Here is a 14,500-nt window from a genome sequence, read left to right on the forward strand (position 1 = left end):
ACGGGAGGAAACAAAATGACAACATTGGGAATAGACTTAGGTACATCTAATAGTTTAGTGGCTTATTGGAAAGAGGATAAGGCAGTACTAATACCAAACGTTTTTGGAGATGTTTTAACTCCATCGGTGGTAGGAATTGATGAGAATGATGAGCTATTAATTGGGAAAATTGCTAGAGAACGTCTTACATCACATCCGGATAAAACAGCAGCAGTTTTTAAGAGATTTATGGGGACGGAAAAATGTTATTACTTAGGTGAGCAAAAATTTTCTGCTACAGATTTATCAAGTTTTGTTTTAAAGTCATTAAAAGCAGATGCGGAAAACTTTCTTGGAGAAACTTGTACAGAAGCAGTGATTAGTGTTCCAGCATATTTTAATAATTCTCAGCGAAAAGCGACGATTGATGCGGCCTTCTTAGCTGGTTTGAAAGTAGAAAGGCTAATTAGTGAGCCAACTGCAGCTGCGATTGCTTATGGAATTCATCAACAAAATGACACTACATTGATGGTAATTGACATTGGTGGAGGAACTTTTGATGTCTCAATTTTGGAAATGTTTGACGGTGTAATGCAAGTAATTGCAATTGGAGGAAATAATTATTTAGGTGGGGAAGATTTTACAACTGTTATTATTGAAGATTTTTTAAGTAAATCAAATTTAAAAAAAGACAATTTATCTATTGAAGATTATGCCTCGCTTTATAAACAAGCTGAAGATGCTAAAAAAGCAGTTTGTCAGAATAGTATTGGTAAAATAGTAGTAAAAGAAATAAATTATTCCCTTACAGAAAAAGAATTTGAAAAAATTTGTCAATCTTTAATTTTAAAATTACGTAACCCAATTATTCAATCCCTAAAAGATGCTCAATTAAAACCAGTTGATATTGAACAAATAGTACTTATTGGTGGAGCTACGAAAATGCCTATTATCAAAAGCTTTGTAAGCAAATTTCTTGGGAAAATTCCGTTCATGCATATCAACCCAGATGAAACGGTGGGTCTTGGTGCAGCGGTTCAAGCGGCATTAAAAGAACGTCACGAAGCACTGGATGAATTTGTATTAACCGATGTTTGTGCTCATACTCTTGGTACAGAAATAGTACGCATAATTAATGCCAATGAATTTGAGGATGGCATATTTTCACCAATAATTGAACGTAATTCTACAATTCCGATAAGTCGTATTGAAAGATATCAAACCGTTTCTGATCTGCAATCGTATATTGAAGTGGGTATTTATCAAGGTGAGAGTAGAATGGTAAAAGATAACTTAAAACTTGGTAATTTAACAATAGAAATGCCTCCTAACTCAAAAGCAGGTTTCCCAATTGACATTCGGTTTACTTATGATAAAAACGGAATTCTTGAAGTCATTGTAAAAATACCCGCTACAGGTGAAGAAAAACAGTTGATTATTCAAAATAGTCCTGGTGACCTTTCAGAAAAAGAACTAAAAGATCGATTAGAGAAACTAAAATACCTCAAAGTACATCCGCGAGATCGTGCTGAAAATAGACTTTTATTAGCAAGAGCTGATAGATTATATCAAATGGCTTTAGGAGATAAGAGACAGTATATAGAACAGTTAATTCAAGCGTTTAATGATGCAATTGCTTCTCAAAATGAGAGTATAATTTCGAAAGCTAGTGAAAACTTGAAAGAAGAGTTAGCACAAATTGAGGAAGTGAGCTGGGATTGAACATTTGGGAGATTTTACAGATAGAGAAGACAACAAATAAACGAGAAATCAAACGAGCTTACGCAAAAGCGTTAAAACATACACACCCGGATGATGACCCAGTAGCATTTCAAAAATTAAAGGAAGCATTTGATTTAGCCTTAAAAGGACAAGATTTTAGTTTGGAGTATGAGACATTACTCTATTATGATAAAAGTGAGCAGCCTTCTCTAGAAACTAGAGAAAGCAAGTTAAATAGAACCTTTTCTGAAAAAGTTTTAGAAATATATAACGATTTTAATAAACGAATAGATGGAGATAAGTGGCGTGAATTGTTTAAAGATGATTATATGACTAATCTTGATAGTTATATAGAGAATCGAATTTTCATAGCGAATTTTCTTACCAAACGAGGACTCTTTGTTCCTAAAGAGGTAATCGAAGTAGCTTTTGAATTTTATGATTTAGATAATTTAATAATCGAAAAACCAGACGATGAATTAAGTTTTAAATTATATCATTTAAAACACTTGCCCCCATTTTCTTTTGAAGGATTAGAAACGTTGTCAGAGGAAAATTGTAATCTGTTTATTAGAACAAGATATATTGCCTATAATTGTTCTGAACGACTTGGAGTACAAAGTCATATTAAACGAATAAAAACTATATTAGGCGGAAATCCAGATTTAGAATTAATGGAAATAGTAAGTGGTATTGGTAATAATAATCAAGCTTTGATTCTTCGTAAAATAAATGCTTTTCTTGAAATAAACCCCCAACATGCAACTGCTAGACTATTTCGGTTATACCTTAATAAGCAACTAGGGCATGAATTAAACTTAGATGATTTAAATTATGCAAAACAAGATACTTATTTTTCAAGCATTCAGCTAAATAATGAAGGTGAGAGGCTTCTTTTTCATATTGATAAAAATGAGTTGATAGGGTCTATTTACTTTGATTTAAAAGATTATCAAGTAGCTTATAATTATTTAATAAACGCTTATGACACAAGTGAAAAAAACATTCGTGCGAAGATAACTTATTGTTTGAAGTTAAAACTAAAAGAAGAGAAAAAAACAAGTAAAAATAAGAAAAAAATAAATGAAATTTGGACAGAATTAAGCTTTTACTCCTTAATTGCTTATGAGCGAATACATGTATCAAATAGAAAAATGAATATATTAAAACTATTATTTTTAGGGTGTATTATTGCCAACTTTTTTAGCCCTATGGTTGCAAAAGAAGAGTATAAAGATTATAAAGCATTAAGTGGACTAAAAGGCATATATCGAGCATTTGAGAACCCAAAAGAGTTGGAAGATAAATCTTTTTTTAACAATAAAGCAGCTTTTCCAATAGATGAAAAGACTGTTAGCGAAGTTTATTCAGACGGGGAAAACAACTATTTTTCATTAGATTTTGGTTCAGAACAAGTTATTTTGAAAAATTTTGATAAAATTTATGAGGATGAATATGAAGATGAAACAAAAACTTATGTTCTAGGTAAATTAAAATCTTTTAAAAAAAGTTCATCCTTATATAAGGATTTAATAAATTCAGATGATGAAATTTTACTAGATAAACCAATTGCGAAGTACTATATGAATGTGAATGATTTTTCGTATACTCAATCAAGAAATGTAGTAAAACCAGAGTTTGTATCATACTGGATAAGTTTTGTAATTATATTATTTTTAAGTATTATTTGTATACACTTATTTGAACGAAAGCGGTTTTGGTTAGACTATCGAAATGAAAACATGCAGAAATTTTATACTAGTAAAAAAGATTTTTAATCACTAAAATAATTATCAACTTTTGTTTGACTAGCTTATTATTTAGTTTATTCTTGTTTCATGTTGGTTATGAGAGCTTAGTTTATATCATCAACATAGGCTATTCAAATTTATCATCCTAAAAAATTCGAAAGCCTTACACTTTTTTGTATAATAAAATAAGACAATGATTAGAAGGAGCCGATTTTAGTGGAAGAATGGGATTTACTAAATGAAAATCGTGAACTAACTGGAAAAACACATATCCGCGGTGAAAAACTAGCGCCCGGGGAGCTTCATTTGGTTGTTCATATATGTATTTTTAACGAAAAAGGGCAACTTTTAATTCAAAAGCGCCAAAAAGATAAAGAAGGTTGGCCGAATTATTGGGACCTTTCAGCGGCTGGTTCTGCGTTAAAAGGCGAAACAAGCCTACAAGCTGCTGAAAGAGAAGTGCAAGAAGAACTAGGAATAACGATTGATTTGAGTAAAACCCGCGCAAAATTCAGTTATCATTTCGAAGCAGGATTTGACGATTATTGGTTTATTACGCAAGATTTGGAATTAAGCGATTTAACATTACAAGAAGAAGAAGTAGCTGATGCTCGTTTTGTTACGAAGGAAGAGTTAGAAGTATTAAAAAATGCCGGTGAATTCATTCCTTATTTCTTTTTAAATCAGGTTTTTGAACTTAAAAACGCCACAAGTATTCATTTTTAACGAATATAGCTAAATTTTCACTTAACAAATTCGTTTTCTACACTTATAATAGTACAGAGACACGAGAAAACTCCAATTAGAAAGCGAGTGGTAATATGGGCCGTAAATGGGCAAATATTAAAGAGAAAAAAGCGTCAAAAGATAAAACAAATAGTCGTATCTATGCGAAATTTGGAATTGAAATATATGTAGCGGCTAAATCAGGCGACCCAGATCCACATTCTAACCAAAAATTACGTTTCGTTATTGAACGTGCAAAAACATACAATGTACCGAAACATATTATTGACCGTGCAATTGAAAAAGCGAAAGGTACTGGCGATGAAACTTATTCTGAATTACGTTATGAAGGATTTGGTCCGAGCGGCTCGATGATTATTGTAGATGCACTTACAAATAATGTGAATCGTACTGCTTCCGATGTTCGCGCAGCTTATAGCAAAAATGGCGGGAATATGGGTGTGAGTGGTTCGGTTGCTTATATGTTTGATAATACAGCGATTTTTGGTGTCGAAGGAAAAGACGCGGATGAGCTGTTAGAACTTTTAATGGAAGCAGATATTGACGTTCGTGATATTTTAGATGAAGATGGACAAGCAATTATTTATGCAGAACCAGAAGATTTTCATAAAGTACAAGAAGGATTGAAAGCAGCTGGAATTGAAGAATTTACAGTTGCAGAAATCGAAATGATTCCTCAAAATGATATTCAATTATCAGGCGAAGATTTAGAAAAATTCGAGAGACTAATTGATGCTTTAGAAGACTTAGAAGACGTGCAAAAAGTATATCATAACGTCGAATTAGAAGATTAACATCCAACTATTACAACAATCGGAGGAATTGATAAAATGTCAAAATTACCAAATTGCCCAGAATGTAACTCAGAATATGCCTATGAAGATCGCGGCCTATTAATTTGTCCAGAATGTGGGCATGAGTGGAGCGCTGTAGCAGAAGAGGCGACCGAAGAAAAAGTGTTCAAAGACTCAAATGGCAACGTCTTAACAGATGGCGATTCAGTTACAGTCATCAAAGACTTAAAAGTAAAAGGCGCTTCAAACCCAATTAAAATGGGAACAAAAGTAAAAAATATTCGTTTAGTTGATGGTGACCACGACATTGACTGTAAAATCGATGGCTTTGGCCCAATGAAATTAAAATCAGAATTTGTTAAGAAAATCTAAAAAAGTCATATCTAAAATAGACTTTTTGATAGTCATTTATATAAGTTTTTAATGACAGAAGAATATTGCTAAAGGAGTCTAGAAATCAAAAATTCTAGACTTTTTTAGTTTCAGCGAAAGAGCGCGGGTTTTCGAGATAGAAAGGGCATGCTTTTTTATAATATAAGCTAAACTAATTTGGATGTTAAAAAAGAATTTAGGGGTATGCAAGCGTTTCGACCGCTAAAAAAATCTAGAATGACAATTCGAGATCGAGAAAAAATATGAAACAATCGAGATTCTAAGACCGTGTTCATGTGAAAAAAATTGGATTGTACGTTCAATTAATGACTTGTATAACAAAATGACACTTGGAATGGACTAAGATAGTGGTGCTATGCAAAGAATGCTTAAAAAAGCATGCTGAAAGTTGGGGCATGCTTTTTCCTTTAAAGATTTAGCTTGTATTTGCTCAAAATCGTTTTAAAATCTGAAGAAGGGCTTTGTGAAGTCTTCTTTTCACTAGATAGTGGCGCTGGCTTGTCTTTGTCAAAATCCCCCATTTTTATTGAAAGATCATCACCAAACCCATATGAACTGACATCGTTAGGGTCATTATAGTTCAAGAAAAAAGTGAAATCGTAATTAGAGTTGTTATTGATATAGCCATCAACAACAACACCTCCGAGAGGATCTATTTCTGCTTGGTTGAAATGGATACTTTCTACAAATTTATTATAGTCTTCAGCGCGTATCCTTTCTTCCATTTTAGGTTGCAATTCTTTAGCAAATTTTTCAGCTTTTTCTTGGTTACTCATTTTCCCGTCATCTTTTCCGCAAGCAACTAAAAAGATACTCAATGATAAAAGTAAAAATAAAACTGTTAAGGTTCTTGTTTTCATTACATTCTCCATCCTTATTTTGTATGATTATTATATCACATACATATAAAGTCAGAAGCGAATACAATCATGATTTCAAAAAGCATGCTGAAAGTTGGAGTATGCTTTTTTCTCTAGAGATTTAGCTTATATTTGCTCAAAATTATTTTAAGTTCTGATGAAGTGTTTTGCGAGGTATTCTTTTCGTTAGGTAATGGGGCTGGTTTGTCTTTGTCAAAATTTCCCATTTTTTTTGCTAGTTCATCGTCAAAAGAATAGGTAGCAACATCATTTTTATCGTTATAATTTAGCGTAAAGCTCACATCATATTTATCATTAATAGTTGCATGAACAAAAATACCACCCATTGGACTAATTTCTACATTCTTTTCAAACTTTATAGTTTTCACGAAGTTATTATAGTCTTCGGCGTGTATTCTTTCTTCCATTTTGGGTTTCATTTCTTCAGCAAATTTTTCAGCTTTTTCTTGGTCACTCATTTCCCCGTCATCCTTTCCGCAAGCAACTAAAAAGGTACTTAGTACTAAAAGTAAAAATAAGCTTGTTAAAAATTTTTTCTTCATTGCTTTCTCCATCCTTATTTTGTATGAAATATTATATCACATATATTTGAGTAAAGTCAGAGTTGAATACATTCATGAGTAACGAGCAAGATGCGTGGTTGCTATCTCAGGAAGTCTACGATATAAGTTCATTTAACAAGACAAAGCATAGAGTTAATGGAAAGACTTATTATGTACTGGATCGCATTGATAACGGGGTCAATGCACTAATGCTAGGGACAAAACAAGATTATGAAAATATGAAAAGTGGACATCTGGAAAGGATTAAAAATGATACTGTGGTTTTTCGAATATTAGAATCTTTGAGTATTTCGTCCACTAAATTGAATATGCCTACAACCAAATGTGTTTTGATTCGATGGTGGATTTTAACAATATATCTATTCATTTATTGCTTGGTCCAATTGTTCGAAACTGATATAAATGGCACCGGAATCCATTTCTTGTTTTAACATCCCATAGAAATGCATCATTCTGTTTAGCCAATAAAAATACGCCGCCAAAGTTAGATTTCTTGAGCTAACTTTGGCGGCGCGCATTACACTTAAAAAAATATGAATGATGAGGGTACCAAAATAAAATATTTAGAAGATTGCAATGAGGACGTTTTATATTGGATAAGGGAAATCTTTGAAGATGTTTCTGCCAACTTGATAAGTCAAAAATTTATTGATAGTTTGAGAAGACTGAATAAGCAATTCCTCAAACTAGAAATAACGCATGATATTGATGTTGCTGAAAGTTGTTTTTAAAGATTAAAAGTGACCGGGGTATACGGAGTGCTCAAAGTTCTCTAAATTTCCCGGCCTCTTTTTTATTAATTCTGCACAAAAACCGTTTCAAACACAAATGATTCATACGTATGGCGTGTAATCGAATATTCAAACACTCGACCGTCTTCCAAATGGGCCAATTTTTCAATTTCCATCATAAATGTAGGTTCTTCTAAATCTAACAACTTGCTATCCTCTTGATTAGATTTATCCCCGCGCACCCAGACATGGGCGCTTTGCATTTTTAATTTCAAATCATCCCGAATGTAATTATAAATAGAATCTTCTAAATGACGTGGTTCCAAACCTGGAATAATCGCAAGTGGCATATATGTATGTTCAATGGAATAGGCTTTATGACCAACTTCTCTCATCCGAATAATTCGATAAATGTAGTCATCTTGCATTTCTAATTTTTCAGCGACTTCTTTAGATGGTTTTTCAATAGAGAATAAAATTACCTTAGATTTGATATTGTCTTTGCCAAAGGTTTTTACAAGCCCAGACATGGGACCTAAAGCAAATTCGCCACCATTAGTAGAGTGCGATTTAACGAAAGTACCAGCGCCGCGTCGTCTAATAATCATACCTTCTTGGACGAGCATATCAAGTGCTTTTTTGACAGTGAGCTTACTGCAATCATAAACGCGAGCCATACTATCCCCATCAGGTAGTTTCTCGTTAATTTCGTATTTATTTTGGTTGATTTTATCACGGATATCTGTGTATATTTCCATGTATTTAGCCATTCCCGTCATTTTATAGGCTCCTTTACTGATGTAATAAGCATAGTATATCATATACCTATGCAAAAAGGTATCCCTATAAACAAAAGTATATATCTTTTAATAAAAGTATTGTTTTTTAAATAAATGTATGCTATATTTGTTTTGACAAAAAGGAGGCCATAAAAAATGAAAGAATTATTAACGTTTCCAAAGGATTTTTGGTGGGGCTCTGCGTGGTCTGCTGAACAAGCAGAAGGTCGCGGCGACACTGGTAAGGCAAAAACCGTTTGGGAGCATTGGTTTGAAACAGAACCGAATCGCTTTTATGAAGGTGTAGGTTCAGAAATTACAACAGATCATTTTAATCGGTATAAAGAAGATGTACAGTGGATGAAGAAAACAGGACAAAATTCATTCCGTATTTCGATTTCATGGGCAAGAATGTTTCCAAATGATGGTGTCGGGGAAGTGAACCAGAAAGCTATTGCGTTTTATCGTGATTTACTTACTGAGATGAATGAAAACGGTATCAAACCATTTGCGAATTTATATCATTTCGATATGCCTGTTGCACTTCAAGATGCTGGTGGCTGGGAGTCAAGAGCAGTTGTTGATGCCTACGTTCATTTTGCAGATACATGTTTTAAAGAATTCGGCGATTTAGTTTATCACTGGTTTACATTTAATGAACCACTTGGACCAATTCTTGGCGGCTATTTAGAAGATTTCCATTATCCAAATCAAATCGACTTTAAACGAGGTGCGCAAGCTGGTTTTAACACTATTTTGGCACATGCTTTAGCTATTAAAGCTTTCAAAAAATTAAACTTATCATCTAAAATCGGTGTTATTTTAAACCTTAGTCCAACATATCCACGTAGCCAAAATGAATACGATTTAGAAGCTGCAGAAATATGTGATGCTTTTTATACGAGAAGTTTCTTAGATCCAATGGTTAAAGGAACTTTCCCAGAAAAATTAGTAGAAATTATGCGTGAATACGATCAAATGCCGGAATACACCGAAGAAGATTTGACAATTATTAAAGAAAATACGGCGCAAATCCTTGGTTTGAACTATTATGAACCAAGACGGGTAAAAGCTCGTTTAACGGCTATTAATGAAAAAAGTCCATTTTTACCAGATTGGTTTTTTGAACCGCATAATATGCCTGGTAAACGAATGAATATTTATCGCGGTTGGGAAATTTATGAACGCGGAATTTATGATTTATGTATTGATATTCGCGATAATTACGGCAACATCGAATCATTTATTTCTGAAAATGGAATGGGTGTAGCAAATGAAGAGCGTTTCTTGAATGAGGAAGGCCAAATTCAAGATGATTATCGTATTCAATTTGTCAAAGATCATCTGGCATATGTACATCAAGCAATTGCAGAAGGTTGCGATATTAAAGGGTATCACTTATGGACATTTATTGATTGCTGGTCTTGGATTAATGCCTATAAAAACCGTTACGGACTCGTTTCGCTTGATGTCGAAACTGGCAAACGTACGATGAAGAAAAGTGGCGAATTTTACAAAAAAATGAGCGACATGAATGGTTTTGAATATGAAACAAGCAAACTAGTTGGTACGAAAAGGGAGGAAAACAACTAATGGCTGAATCGAAAAAGAAGTCGATTGTTAATGGATTTATTAATGTAGCACAGCGTCTTGGTGGACAGATTCATTTGCGCTCATTACGTGATGCTTTTGCGAGTATTATGCCGTTTATGATTTTAGCTGGTTTTGTCACATTAATTAACTATGTTATTTTAGAACCGACTGGCTTTATGGGCAAAATTGTTAACCCAGATACACTTAAAACTTGGCAAGAAATCGGTATTTCAATTGGAAATGGTACGCTCAGTGTTATTACGCTTTTAGTTACTGTGGCGATTTCGTATCATTTATGTTTGAACCGTGGTTATAAAAATGTCATTGCTCCAATTCTTGTAGCTTTATCATCATTTATCGTTGTTACGCCAATTGCGATGACATTCCTTCCAGAAGGTGCATCTAAATCAATCGAAGTGCCAAACGTTATTCCAGTTAGTTATACTGGTGCATCAGGTATGTTCGTTGGTATTATTGTTGGCTTAATCGCAACAGATTTATTCATTAAATTATCGAAAAACAAACGTATGCAAATCAATTTAACAGGAAATATTCCACCGGCAGTTATCAAATCATTTAACGTGTTAATTCCGATTATGATTACGGTTATTATTTTCTCGATTGTTTCTTTTGCAGTCAATCAAATTTTCAGCATGGACTTTAACACGCTTGTTACAACAATTATCACAAAACCACTTAGCTATGTAACGACAAGTCTTCCAGGATTCTTACTAATTACATCTATAGCTAACTTATTCTTCGGTTTAGGGATTCACCAAGCAGTTATTTCTGGTCCATTACTAGATCCATTTTTATTACAAAATATGCAAGAAAATATGGTAGCTTATGCTAATCATCAAGAAATTCCGCATATTATCAACATGGCTTTCAAAGATACATTTGCAGTTATGGGTGGTTCAGGAAACACAATTGGCCTACTAATTGCCATTTTCATCTTTGGAAAACGTAAAGATTACAAGGATATCTCGAAATTATCCGCAGCACCGTCACTATTTAACATTAGTGAACCAATTATTTTTGGTCTACCAATTGTGTTCAACCCGTTACTTATTATCCCGTTCGTATTAGCGCCGATTTTCTCGTTAACAACAGCGTATTTTGCGACAGCAGCAGGTTGGATCAATCATGTAGTAGTACAAACCCCATGGACGACACCACCGATTATCTCAGGTTTCCTAGCAACTGGTGGAGATTGGCGCGCATCCGTTTTACAAATAATTATCATTGTTGTGACAGTATTTATTTATCTGCCATTCCTACGTATGGATGAAAAAGTTGCTTTTGCTTCAGCTCAAAAATCAGACGCAAAATAAGAAAGGATGTTTAATCAATGAAAAATATTTTATTAGTATGTAATGCTGGTATGTCCACAAGCTTTTTAGTAGAAAAAATGAAAGCAGCAGGCGCTGAACAAGGTATTGAAGCAAATATCTGGGCTGTGTCTGACGCGGAATTACACGAAAACTGGGAAAAAGCAGATGTTATTTTGCTTGGACCACAAGTTGGTTATTTAAAAGGAAATACAGAAAAAGTAGTTGACGGTAAAATTCCTGTAGAAGTAATTAATATGTTAGACTACGGCCGTGTAAACGGAGCAGCAGTGCTTGACCGTGCAATTGAATTAATCGGTTAAAATAGTTTAGTGGAGTGTGGCTTATAGTCACACTCCTTTTTTATCGGATAAGAAAGTGTTATAATGTGTGAAAAGGAGCGGAATTATTATGAAATATGTAAAATCACAAATGAAAGAGCTTGTTAAAGATAGCGTAGATTTGCAAGAACGCCTTCAAAAGCTAATGAAAGAAATGGATTTAGAAAAAACTTTCGCTTTAAAAGCACTTTATCATTCAGAAGTAGCTGATGGTGGCGCGTACCAAACAGCGTATCAAGATTTGGATTATAAATATAAAGATTAACATCAAATGGCTCTGCTAATTATTTAGCAGAGCCATTTTTAGATATATTTTTCTTGGATTTCTTTTAAGTATTCCACAAAATTATCATAAAAGTCATCGCGGTTTTGAATGGTTACATGCGTTCCAAGTTGGAGTAAAAAGCGATATCCAGCTTCATGGTCAGGAAGCGACACTTTTGCTAAAAAATGATCTTCATCTTGCTGTGTGATTTCAATTGTATCAAAACGTTCAACAATTTGTTCGCGAGCAATTTTATCAACCATCAAAGTGACTTCGTGCATTAAAAACATTGGTTTTGTGTTGGTGATACCACCAAATGGTTTTACTACAAAAGGACGCGCTTCAAAAGTTTCTTCCAGCGTTTTTAATTCCACAATGCGCGACATTTTAAACGTCCGGAAATCATTGCGTTCTAAGTTGTAACCTTGCAAATACCAAGAACGATTTCGAAACAGGAGGTGGTATGGCTCAGTCCTACGTATAGTTTGCTTCCCAGTTCGGTCAATGTAGCTGAGTTCTACAAGATGATGCTTTTTAATTGCTAAATACAGACTTTCGACTTTGGCATTTAACTCTTTTTTCATAGATAAATTGGAGAAATCAAGCGAAATCGAGCTTTTAGGAGGTTCGCTTGAATGATCGAGCATATTCTTCATTTTCTGAAGTGTTTTCTTGGTTTCGGCGGAGGAAAGTAATTGTTCCATCCCATCTAAACTAGCGATAATTGCAGTTAAATCCTCTGCTGTGAGAAGTTTTTTATCGACTTTATAAGTGGGCATAATACCGATTCCACCTTTTGTTCCAGCAATAGTGTAAATCGGGATGTTTGCCATCATCAGTGTGTCAATATCACGAAAGATTGTACGCTTCGAAACCTCGAACATAGTAGCCATTTCAGAAGCACTAACTAGCTCTCGTTGCAAAAGTAACATTATAATTCCTATAAGTCGCTCGATTTTCATTTTTTCTCCTTTGTTTTTGGAATGATGACAGATAGTTGTCATCATTCTCATGTTATAGTTACATCATATCAAAGTTAAATAACTTTTTGGAGGGAAATAGTATGGCATTTGAAATTGTTGAATTAAAAAAAGAAACATTTACTGGGAATAAAGTAGAAATCCCCGAATTCGATCCACAAAAAGGCTTTGGTCCAATGAGTGAGATTAAAGCAGCAGCATACACTAATTTTGCAACAAACGAAAAAGACTACGTGGGCATTAATGCAAGTCTTGATGGTTTGCAATATTACATCGTTGCCAGTGTTAACAGTGAAAGCGGGGACACTACTTTTGACATCCCAGAAGGAAAATACGCGAAATTTGTCACAAGCGAAACAGATCGCCCAGCACTAGATGGTTTCATCGGCGCATCCTACGGCGAAGTTAGTCAAAGCGACACAGTTGGCATTGCCGGATCATTTAATTTAGAGGATCTTAGAGAAGTAGATTTTACGCTTTACATTCCAGTTGTTAGTAAGTAATATACCAATCCTCCTTCCATAAGAAAGGGGGATTTTTTTATGAATTTTTAAAAGTAAAGTCAAAATATATCCTTAAAATAATGATAGTTGGATATATTTTCACAAAGAGATTCACAAAACGCTCACAAAATAGTAGCGTTACTAATGCTATAATTTATATATAGAAGAAATTAAGTTTTAAGGCTAGATTTTACACTGAAATAACTAATTAGGAGGAGAAATGAAAAAAGAAAATGAGTTTTTATCTTCTATTTCCTTGGAAGATGCAAAAAAAACCCTCAAATTAAAAGATATCTATGAAGTTATGAAAGGTGATAAAGACCAAAATTTCTCCATTGAGCTGAAAAAAATAATTATCCTGCTTTTAGGAGTATCTTTCCCATTCTTAATGGTATGTATCTTTGCAATAGATCTTACGGGAGGTAGATTCATTTTTGCGAATAGTATCGTGATAATAGCAGAATTACTTATTATTATTTGGATGAGCTATCATTTTTTCAAGACATATCCGCCGTTTTTAAGGAATTATGGGTATAAAATCTATTCTTATTCAATAGCTAAACTGGCCTATATTTCTTATTTCGCTGTAGGTCTTGGAATGACGAAGGGAAATTATATTATTAATTTTTCGGTATTTTTCATTACAATTCTAGTTTTCTTGTACCTTTATAAAAAGGTTGAAGAAAATATGGTTTTAGAAGCAATCAATAATATTTTCAACCAGAATTACAAAACTTCTAAAGTATTAACCATTACGTTAAAGATTTCTGGGTTTTCAGTTGTTATTGCGTTGCTGAGTATGCAATTTTATAGAATGAATAAGTTTTGGATATTGAATTTAACAGGAGAAAACGTGGGCGCTACGAGTAATGTAGTAGATGATATGATAGGAATTGTTTTTGGAATCCCACTATTATTAATAATCACGCTAATCCCGACATTTTTTCTGTCTAAAGCAAATCTTTTTGTTCGTGGGAAAGTGATAAAACAATACGCAGAAGAATTTCGGGCGAGAACTAATTTTACCAAGAAAGAGTGGTATGGGGGTAAATAAAAGGAATAGGGTAAATCTGCTTTTAGGAGTAGTAGTCAGGCTTTCAATCAAGCCAGTTTTTCATTATAATAAAAGTAATTGTAAGATTATGTT

The 14,500-nt window shown here is 33.7% G+C and carries 15 protein-coding genes and 1 pseudogene; 11 read left to right on the forward strand and 5 right to left on the reverse strand.

The genetic code is table 11. The annotated features are described in order from the left end of the window. Positions 1 to 15 precede the first annotated feature (15 nt). The 5 genes from LWE_RS01665 (at position 16) to LWE_RS01685 (ending at position 5,365) form a co-directional block, all read left to right on the forward strand. Positions 16 to 1,701 carry a molecular chaperone HscC gene (locus tag LWE_RS01665; protein WP_011701174.1) on the forward strand — a complete coding sequence of 562 codons (1,686 nt, stop codon included), beginning with the start codon at positions 16 to 18 and terminating at the stop codon, positions 1,699 to 1,701. After that, entirely contained in the window at positions 1,698 to 3,479 is a 1,782-nt protein-coding gene (locus LWE_RS01670; RefSeq protein ID WP_011701175.1) for a DnaJ domain-containing protein, read from the forward strand. The genes LWE_RS01665 and LWE_RS01670 overlap by 4 nt, the downstream gene beginning before the upstream one ends. Positions 3,480 to 3,668: 189 nt before the next feature. Continuing rightward, positions 3,669 to 4,178, forward strand: coding sequence for an NUDIX hydrolase (locus LWE_RS01675; RefSeq protein ID WP_011701176.1), 510 nt, complete (start codon positions 3,669 to 3,671; stop codon positions 4,176 to 4,178). Positions 4,179 to 4,273: 95 nt separating this feature from the next. Next, positions 4,274 to 4,993 carry a YebC/PmpR family DNA-binding transcriptional regulator gene (locus LWE_RS01680; RefSeq protein ID WP_011701177.1) on the forward strand — a complete coding sequence of 240 codons (720 nt, stop codon included), beginning with the start codon at positions 4,274 to 4,276 and terminating at the stop codon, positions 4,991 to 4,993. 36 nt (positions 4,994 to 5,029) lie between these two features. Continuing rightward, a complete protein-coding gene (locus LWE_RS01685) occupies positions 5,030 to 5,365 on the forward strand; it encodes a zinc ribbon domain-containing protein YjdM (protein ID WP_003760313.1) in 336 nt (111 codons plus the stop codon). Positions 5,366 to 5,793: 428 nt separating this feature from the next. Here LWE_RS01685 and LWE_RS01690 read toward each other — a convergent pair whose 3' ends face one another. The 4 genes from LWE_RS01690 to LWE_RS01710 all read right to left on the reverse strand — a co-directional run bounded on the left by LWE_RS01690 (position 5,794) and on the right by LWE_RS01710 (position 8,340). Beyond that, a complete protein-coding gene (locus tag LWE_RS01690; RefSeq protein WP_011701178.1) occupies positions 5,794 to 6,246 on the reverse strand; it encodes a DUF1433 domain-containing protein in 453 nt (150 codons plus the stop codon). 113 nt (positions 6,247 to 6,359) lie between these two features. Next, entirely contained in the window at positions 6,360 to 6,809 is a 450-nt protein-coding gene (locus LWE_RS01695; RefSeq protein WP_011701179.1) for a hypothetical protein, read from the reverse strand. Between the two features lie 380 nt (positions 6,810 to 7,189). Then, a complete protein-coding gene (locus LWE_RS14885; protein ID WP_011701180.1) occupies positions 7,190 to 7,348 on the reverse strand; it encodes an IS3 family transposase in 159 nt (52 codons plus the stop codon). Positions 7,349 to 7,626: 278 nt separating this feature from the next. Beyond that, entirely contained in the window at positions 7,627 to 8,340 is a 714-nt protein-coding gene (locus LWE_RS01710) for a GntR family transcriptional regulator (protein ID WP_011701181.1), read from the reverse strand. A 156-nt stretch (positions 8,341 to 8,496) separates the two neighbouring features. Between LWE_RS01710 and LWE_RS01715 the strand changes: the two are divergent. From LWE_RS01715 to LWE_RS01730, 4 genes and pseudogenes are all read left to right on the forward strand, one after another. After that, positions 8,497 to 9,940, forward strand: a pseudogene (locus LWE_RS01715) (glycoside hydrolase family 1 protein). Further along, positions 9,933 to 11,267, forward strand: a complete 1,335-nt coding sequence (locus LWE_RS01720) for a PTS sugar transporter subunit IIC (protein ID WP_011701183.1) — start codon at positions 9,933 to 9,935, stop codon at positions 11,265 to 11,267. The pseudogene LWE_RS01715 and the gene LWE_RS01720 overlap by 8 nt, the downstream one beginning before the upstream one ends. Before the next feature lie 17 nt (positions 11,268 to 11,284). After that, positions 11,285 to 11,587, forward strand: coding sequence for a PTS sugar transporter subunit IIB (locus LWE_RS01725; protein WP_011701184.1), 303 nt, complete (start codon positions 11,285 to 11,287; stop codon positions 11,585 to 11,587). Positions 11,588 to 11,675: 88 nt separating this feature from the next. Beyond that, a complete protein-coding gene (locus LWE_RS01730; RefSeq protein WP_003723087.1) occupies positions 11,676 to 11,870 on the forward strand; it encodes a hypothetical protein in 195 nt (64 codons plus the stop codon). A gap of 38 nt (positions 11,871 to 11,908) precedes the next feature. Here the strand turns inward: LWE_RS01730 and LWE_RS01735 are convergent, their stop codons facing one another. Then, positions 11,909 to 12,832, reverse strand: coding sequence for a helix-turn-helix transcriptional regulator (locus tag LWE_RS01735; RefSeq protein ID WP_011701185.1), 924 nt, complete (start codon positions 12,830 to 12,832; stop codon positions 11,909 to 11,911). 101 nt (positions 12,833 to 12,933) lie between these two features. Between LWE_RS01735 and LWE_RS01740 the strand changes: the two genes are divergently transcribed. Both LWE_RS01740 and LWE_RS01745 read left to right on the forward strand, forming a co-directional pair. Continuing rightward, entirely contained in the window at positions 12,934 to 13,353 is a 420-nt protein-coding gene (locus LWE_RS01740) for a GyrI-like domain-containing protein (RefSeq protein ID WP_011701186.1), read from the forward strand. A 220-nt stretch (positions 13,354 to 13,573) separates the two neighbouring features. Beyond that, on the forward strand, positions 13,574 to 14,407 hold the full coding sequence (locus LWE_RS01745; protein ID WP_011701187.1) for a hypothetical protein: 834 nt from the start codon (positions 13,574 to 13,576) through the stop codon (positions 14,405 to 14,407). Positions 14,408 to 14,500 lie beyond the last annotated feature (93 nt).

This window comes from Listeria welshimeri serovar 6b str. SLCC5334, from assembly GCF_000060285.1.
Taxonomy (GTDB): Bacteria; Bacillota; Bacilli; order Lactobacillales; family Listeriaceae; genus Listeria; species Listeria welshimeri.

Bases quoted from the DNA above. Each gene is read 5' to 3' on its own strand.
- LWE_RS01745 (WP_011701187.1), top strand. From the start codon at position 13,574: ATGAAAAAAGAAAATGAGTTTTTATCTTCTATTTCCTTGGAAGATGCA.
- LWE_RS01695 (WP_011701179.1), bottom strand. From the start codon at position 6,809: ATGAAGAAAAAATTTTTAACAAGCTTATTTTTACTTTTAGTACTAAGT.
- LWE_RS01730 (WP_003723087.1), top strand. From the start codon at position 11,676: ATGAAATATGTAAAATCACAAATGAAAGAGCTTGTTAAAGATAGCGTA.
- LWE_RS01740 (WP_011701186.1), top strand. From the start codon at position 12,934: ATGGCATTTGAAATTGTTGAATTAAAAAAAGAAACATTTACTGGGAAT.
- LWE_RS01690 (WP_011701178.1), bottom strand. From the start codon at position 6,246: ATGAAAACAAGAACCTTAACAGTTTTATTTTTACTTTTATCATTGAGT.
- LWE_RS01680 (WP_011701177.1), top strand. From the start codon at position 4,274: ATGGGCCGTAAATGGGCAAATATTAAAGAGAAAAAAGCGTCAAAAGAT.
- LWE_RS01720 (WP_011701183.1), top strand. From the start codon at position 9,933: ATGGCTGAATCGAAAAAGAAGTCGATTGTTAATGGATTTATTAATGTA.
- LWE_RS01710 (WP_011701181.1), bottom strand. From the start codon at position 8,340: ATGACGGGAATGGCTAAATACATGGAAATATACACAGATATCCGTGAT.
- LWE_RS01735 (WP_011701185.1), bottom strand. From the start codon at position 12,832: ATGAAAATCGAGCGACTTATAGGAATTATAATGTTACTTTTGCAACGA.
- LWE_RS14885 (WP_011701180.1), bottom strand. From the start codon at position 7,348: ATGCGCGCCGCCAAAGTTAGCTCAAGAAATCTAACTTTGGCGGCGTAT.
- LWE_RS01725 (WP_011701184.1), top strand. From the start codon at position 11,285: ATGAAAAATATTTTATTAGTATGTAATGCTGGTATGTCCACAAGCTTT.
- LWE_RS01685 (WP_003760313.1), top strand. From the start codon at position 5,030: ATGTCAAAATTACCAAATTGCCCAGAATGTAACTCAGAATATGCCTAT.
- LWE_RS01665 (WP_011701174.1), top strand. From the start codon at position 16: ATGACAACATTGGGAATAGACTTAGGTACATCTAATAGTTTAGTGGCT.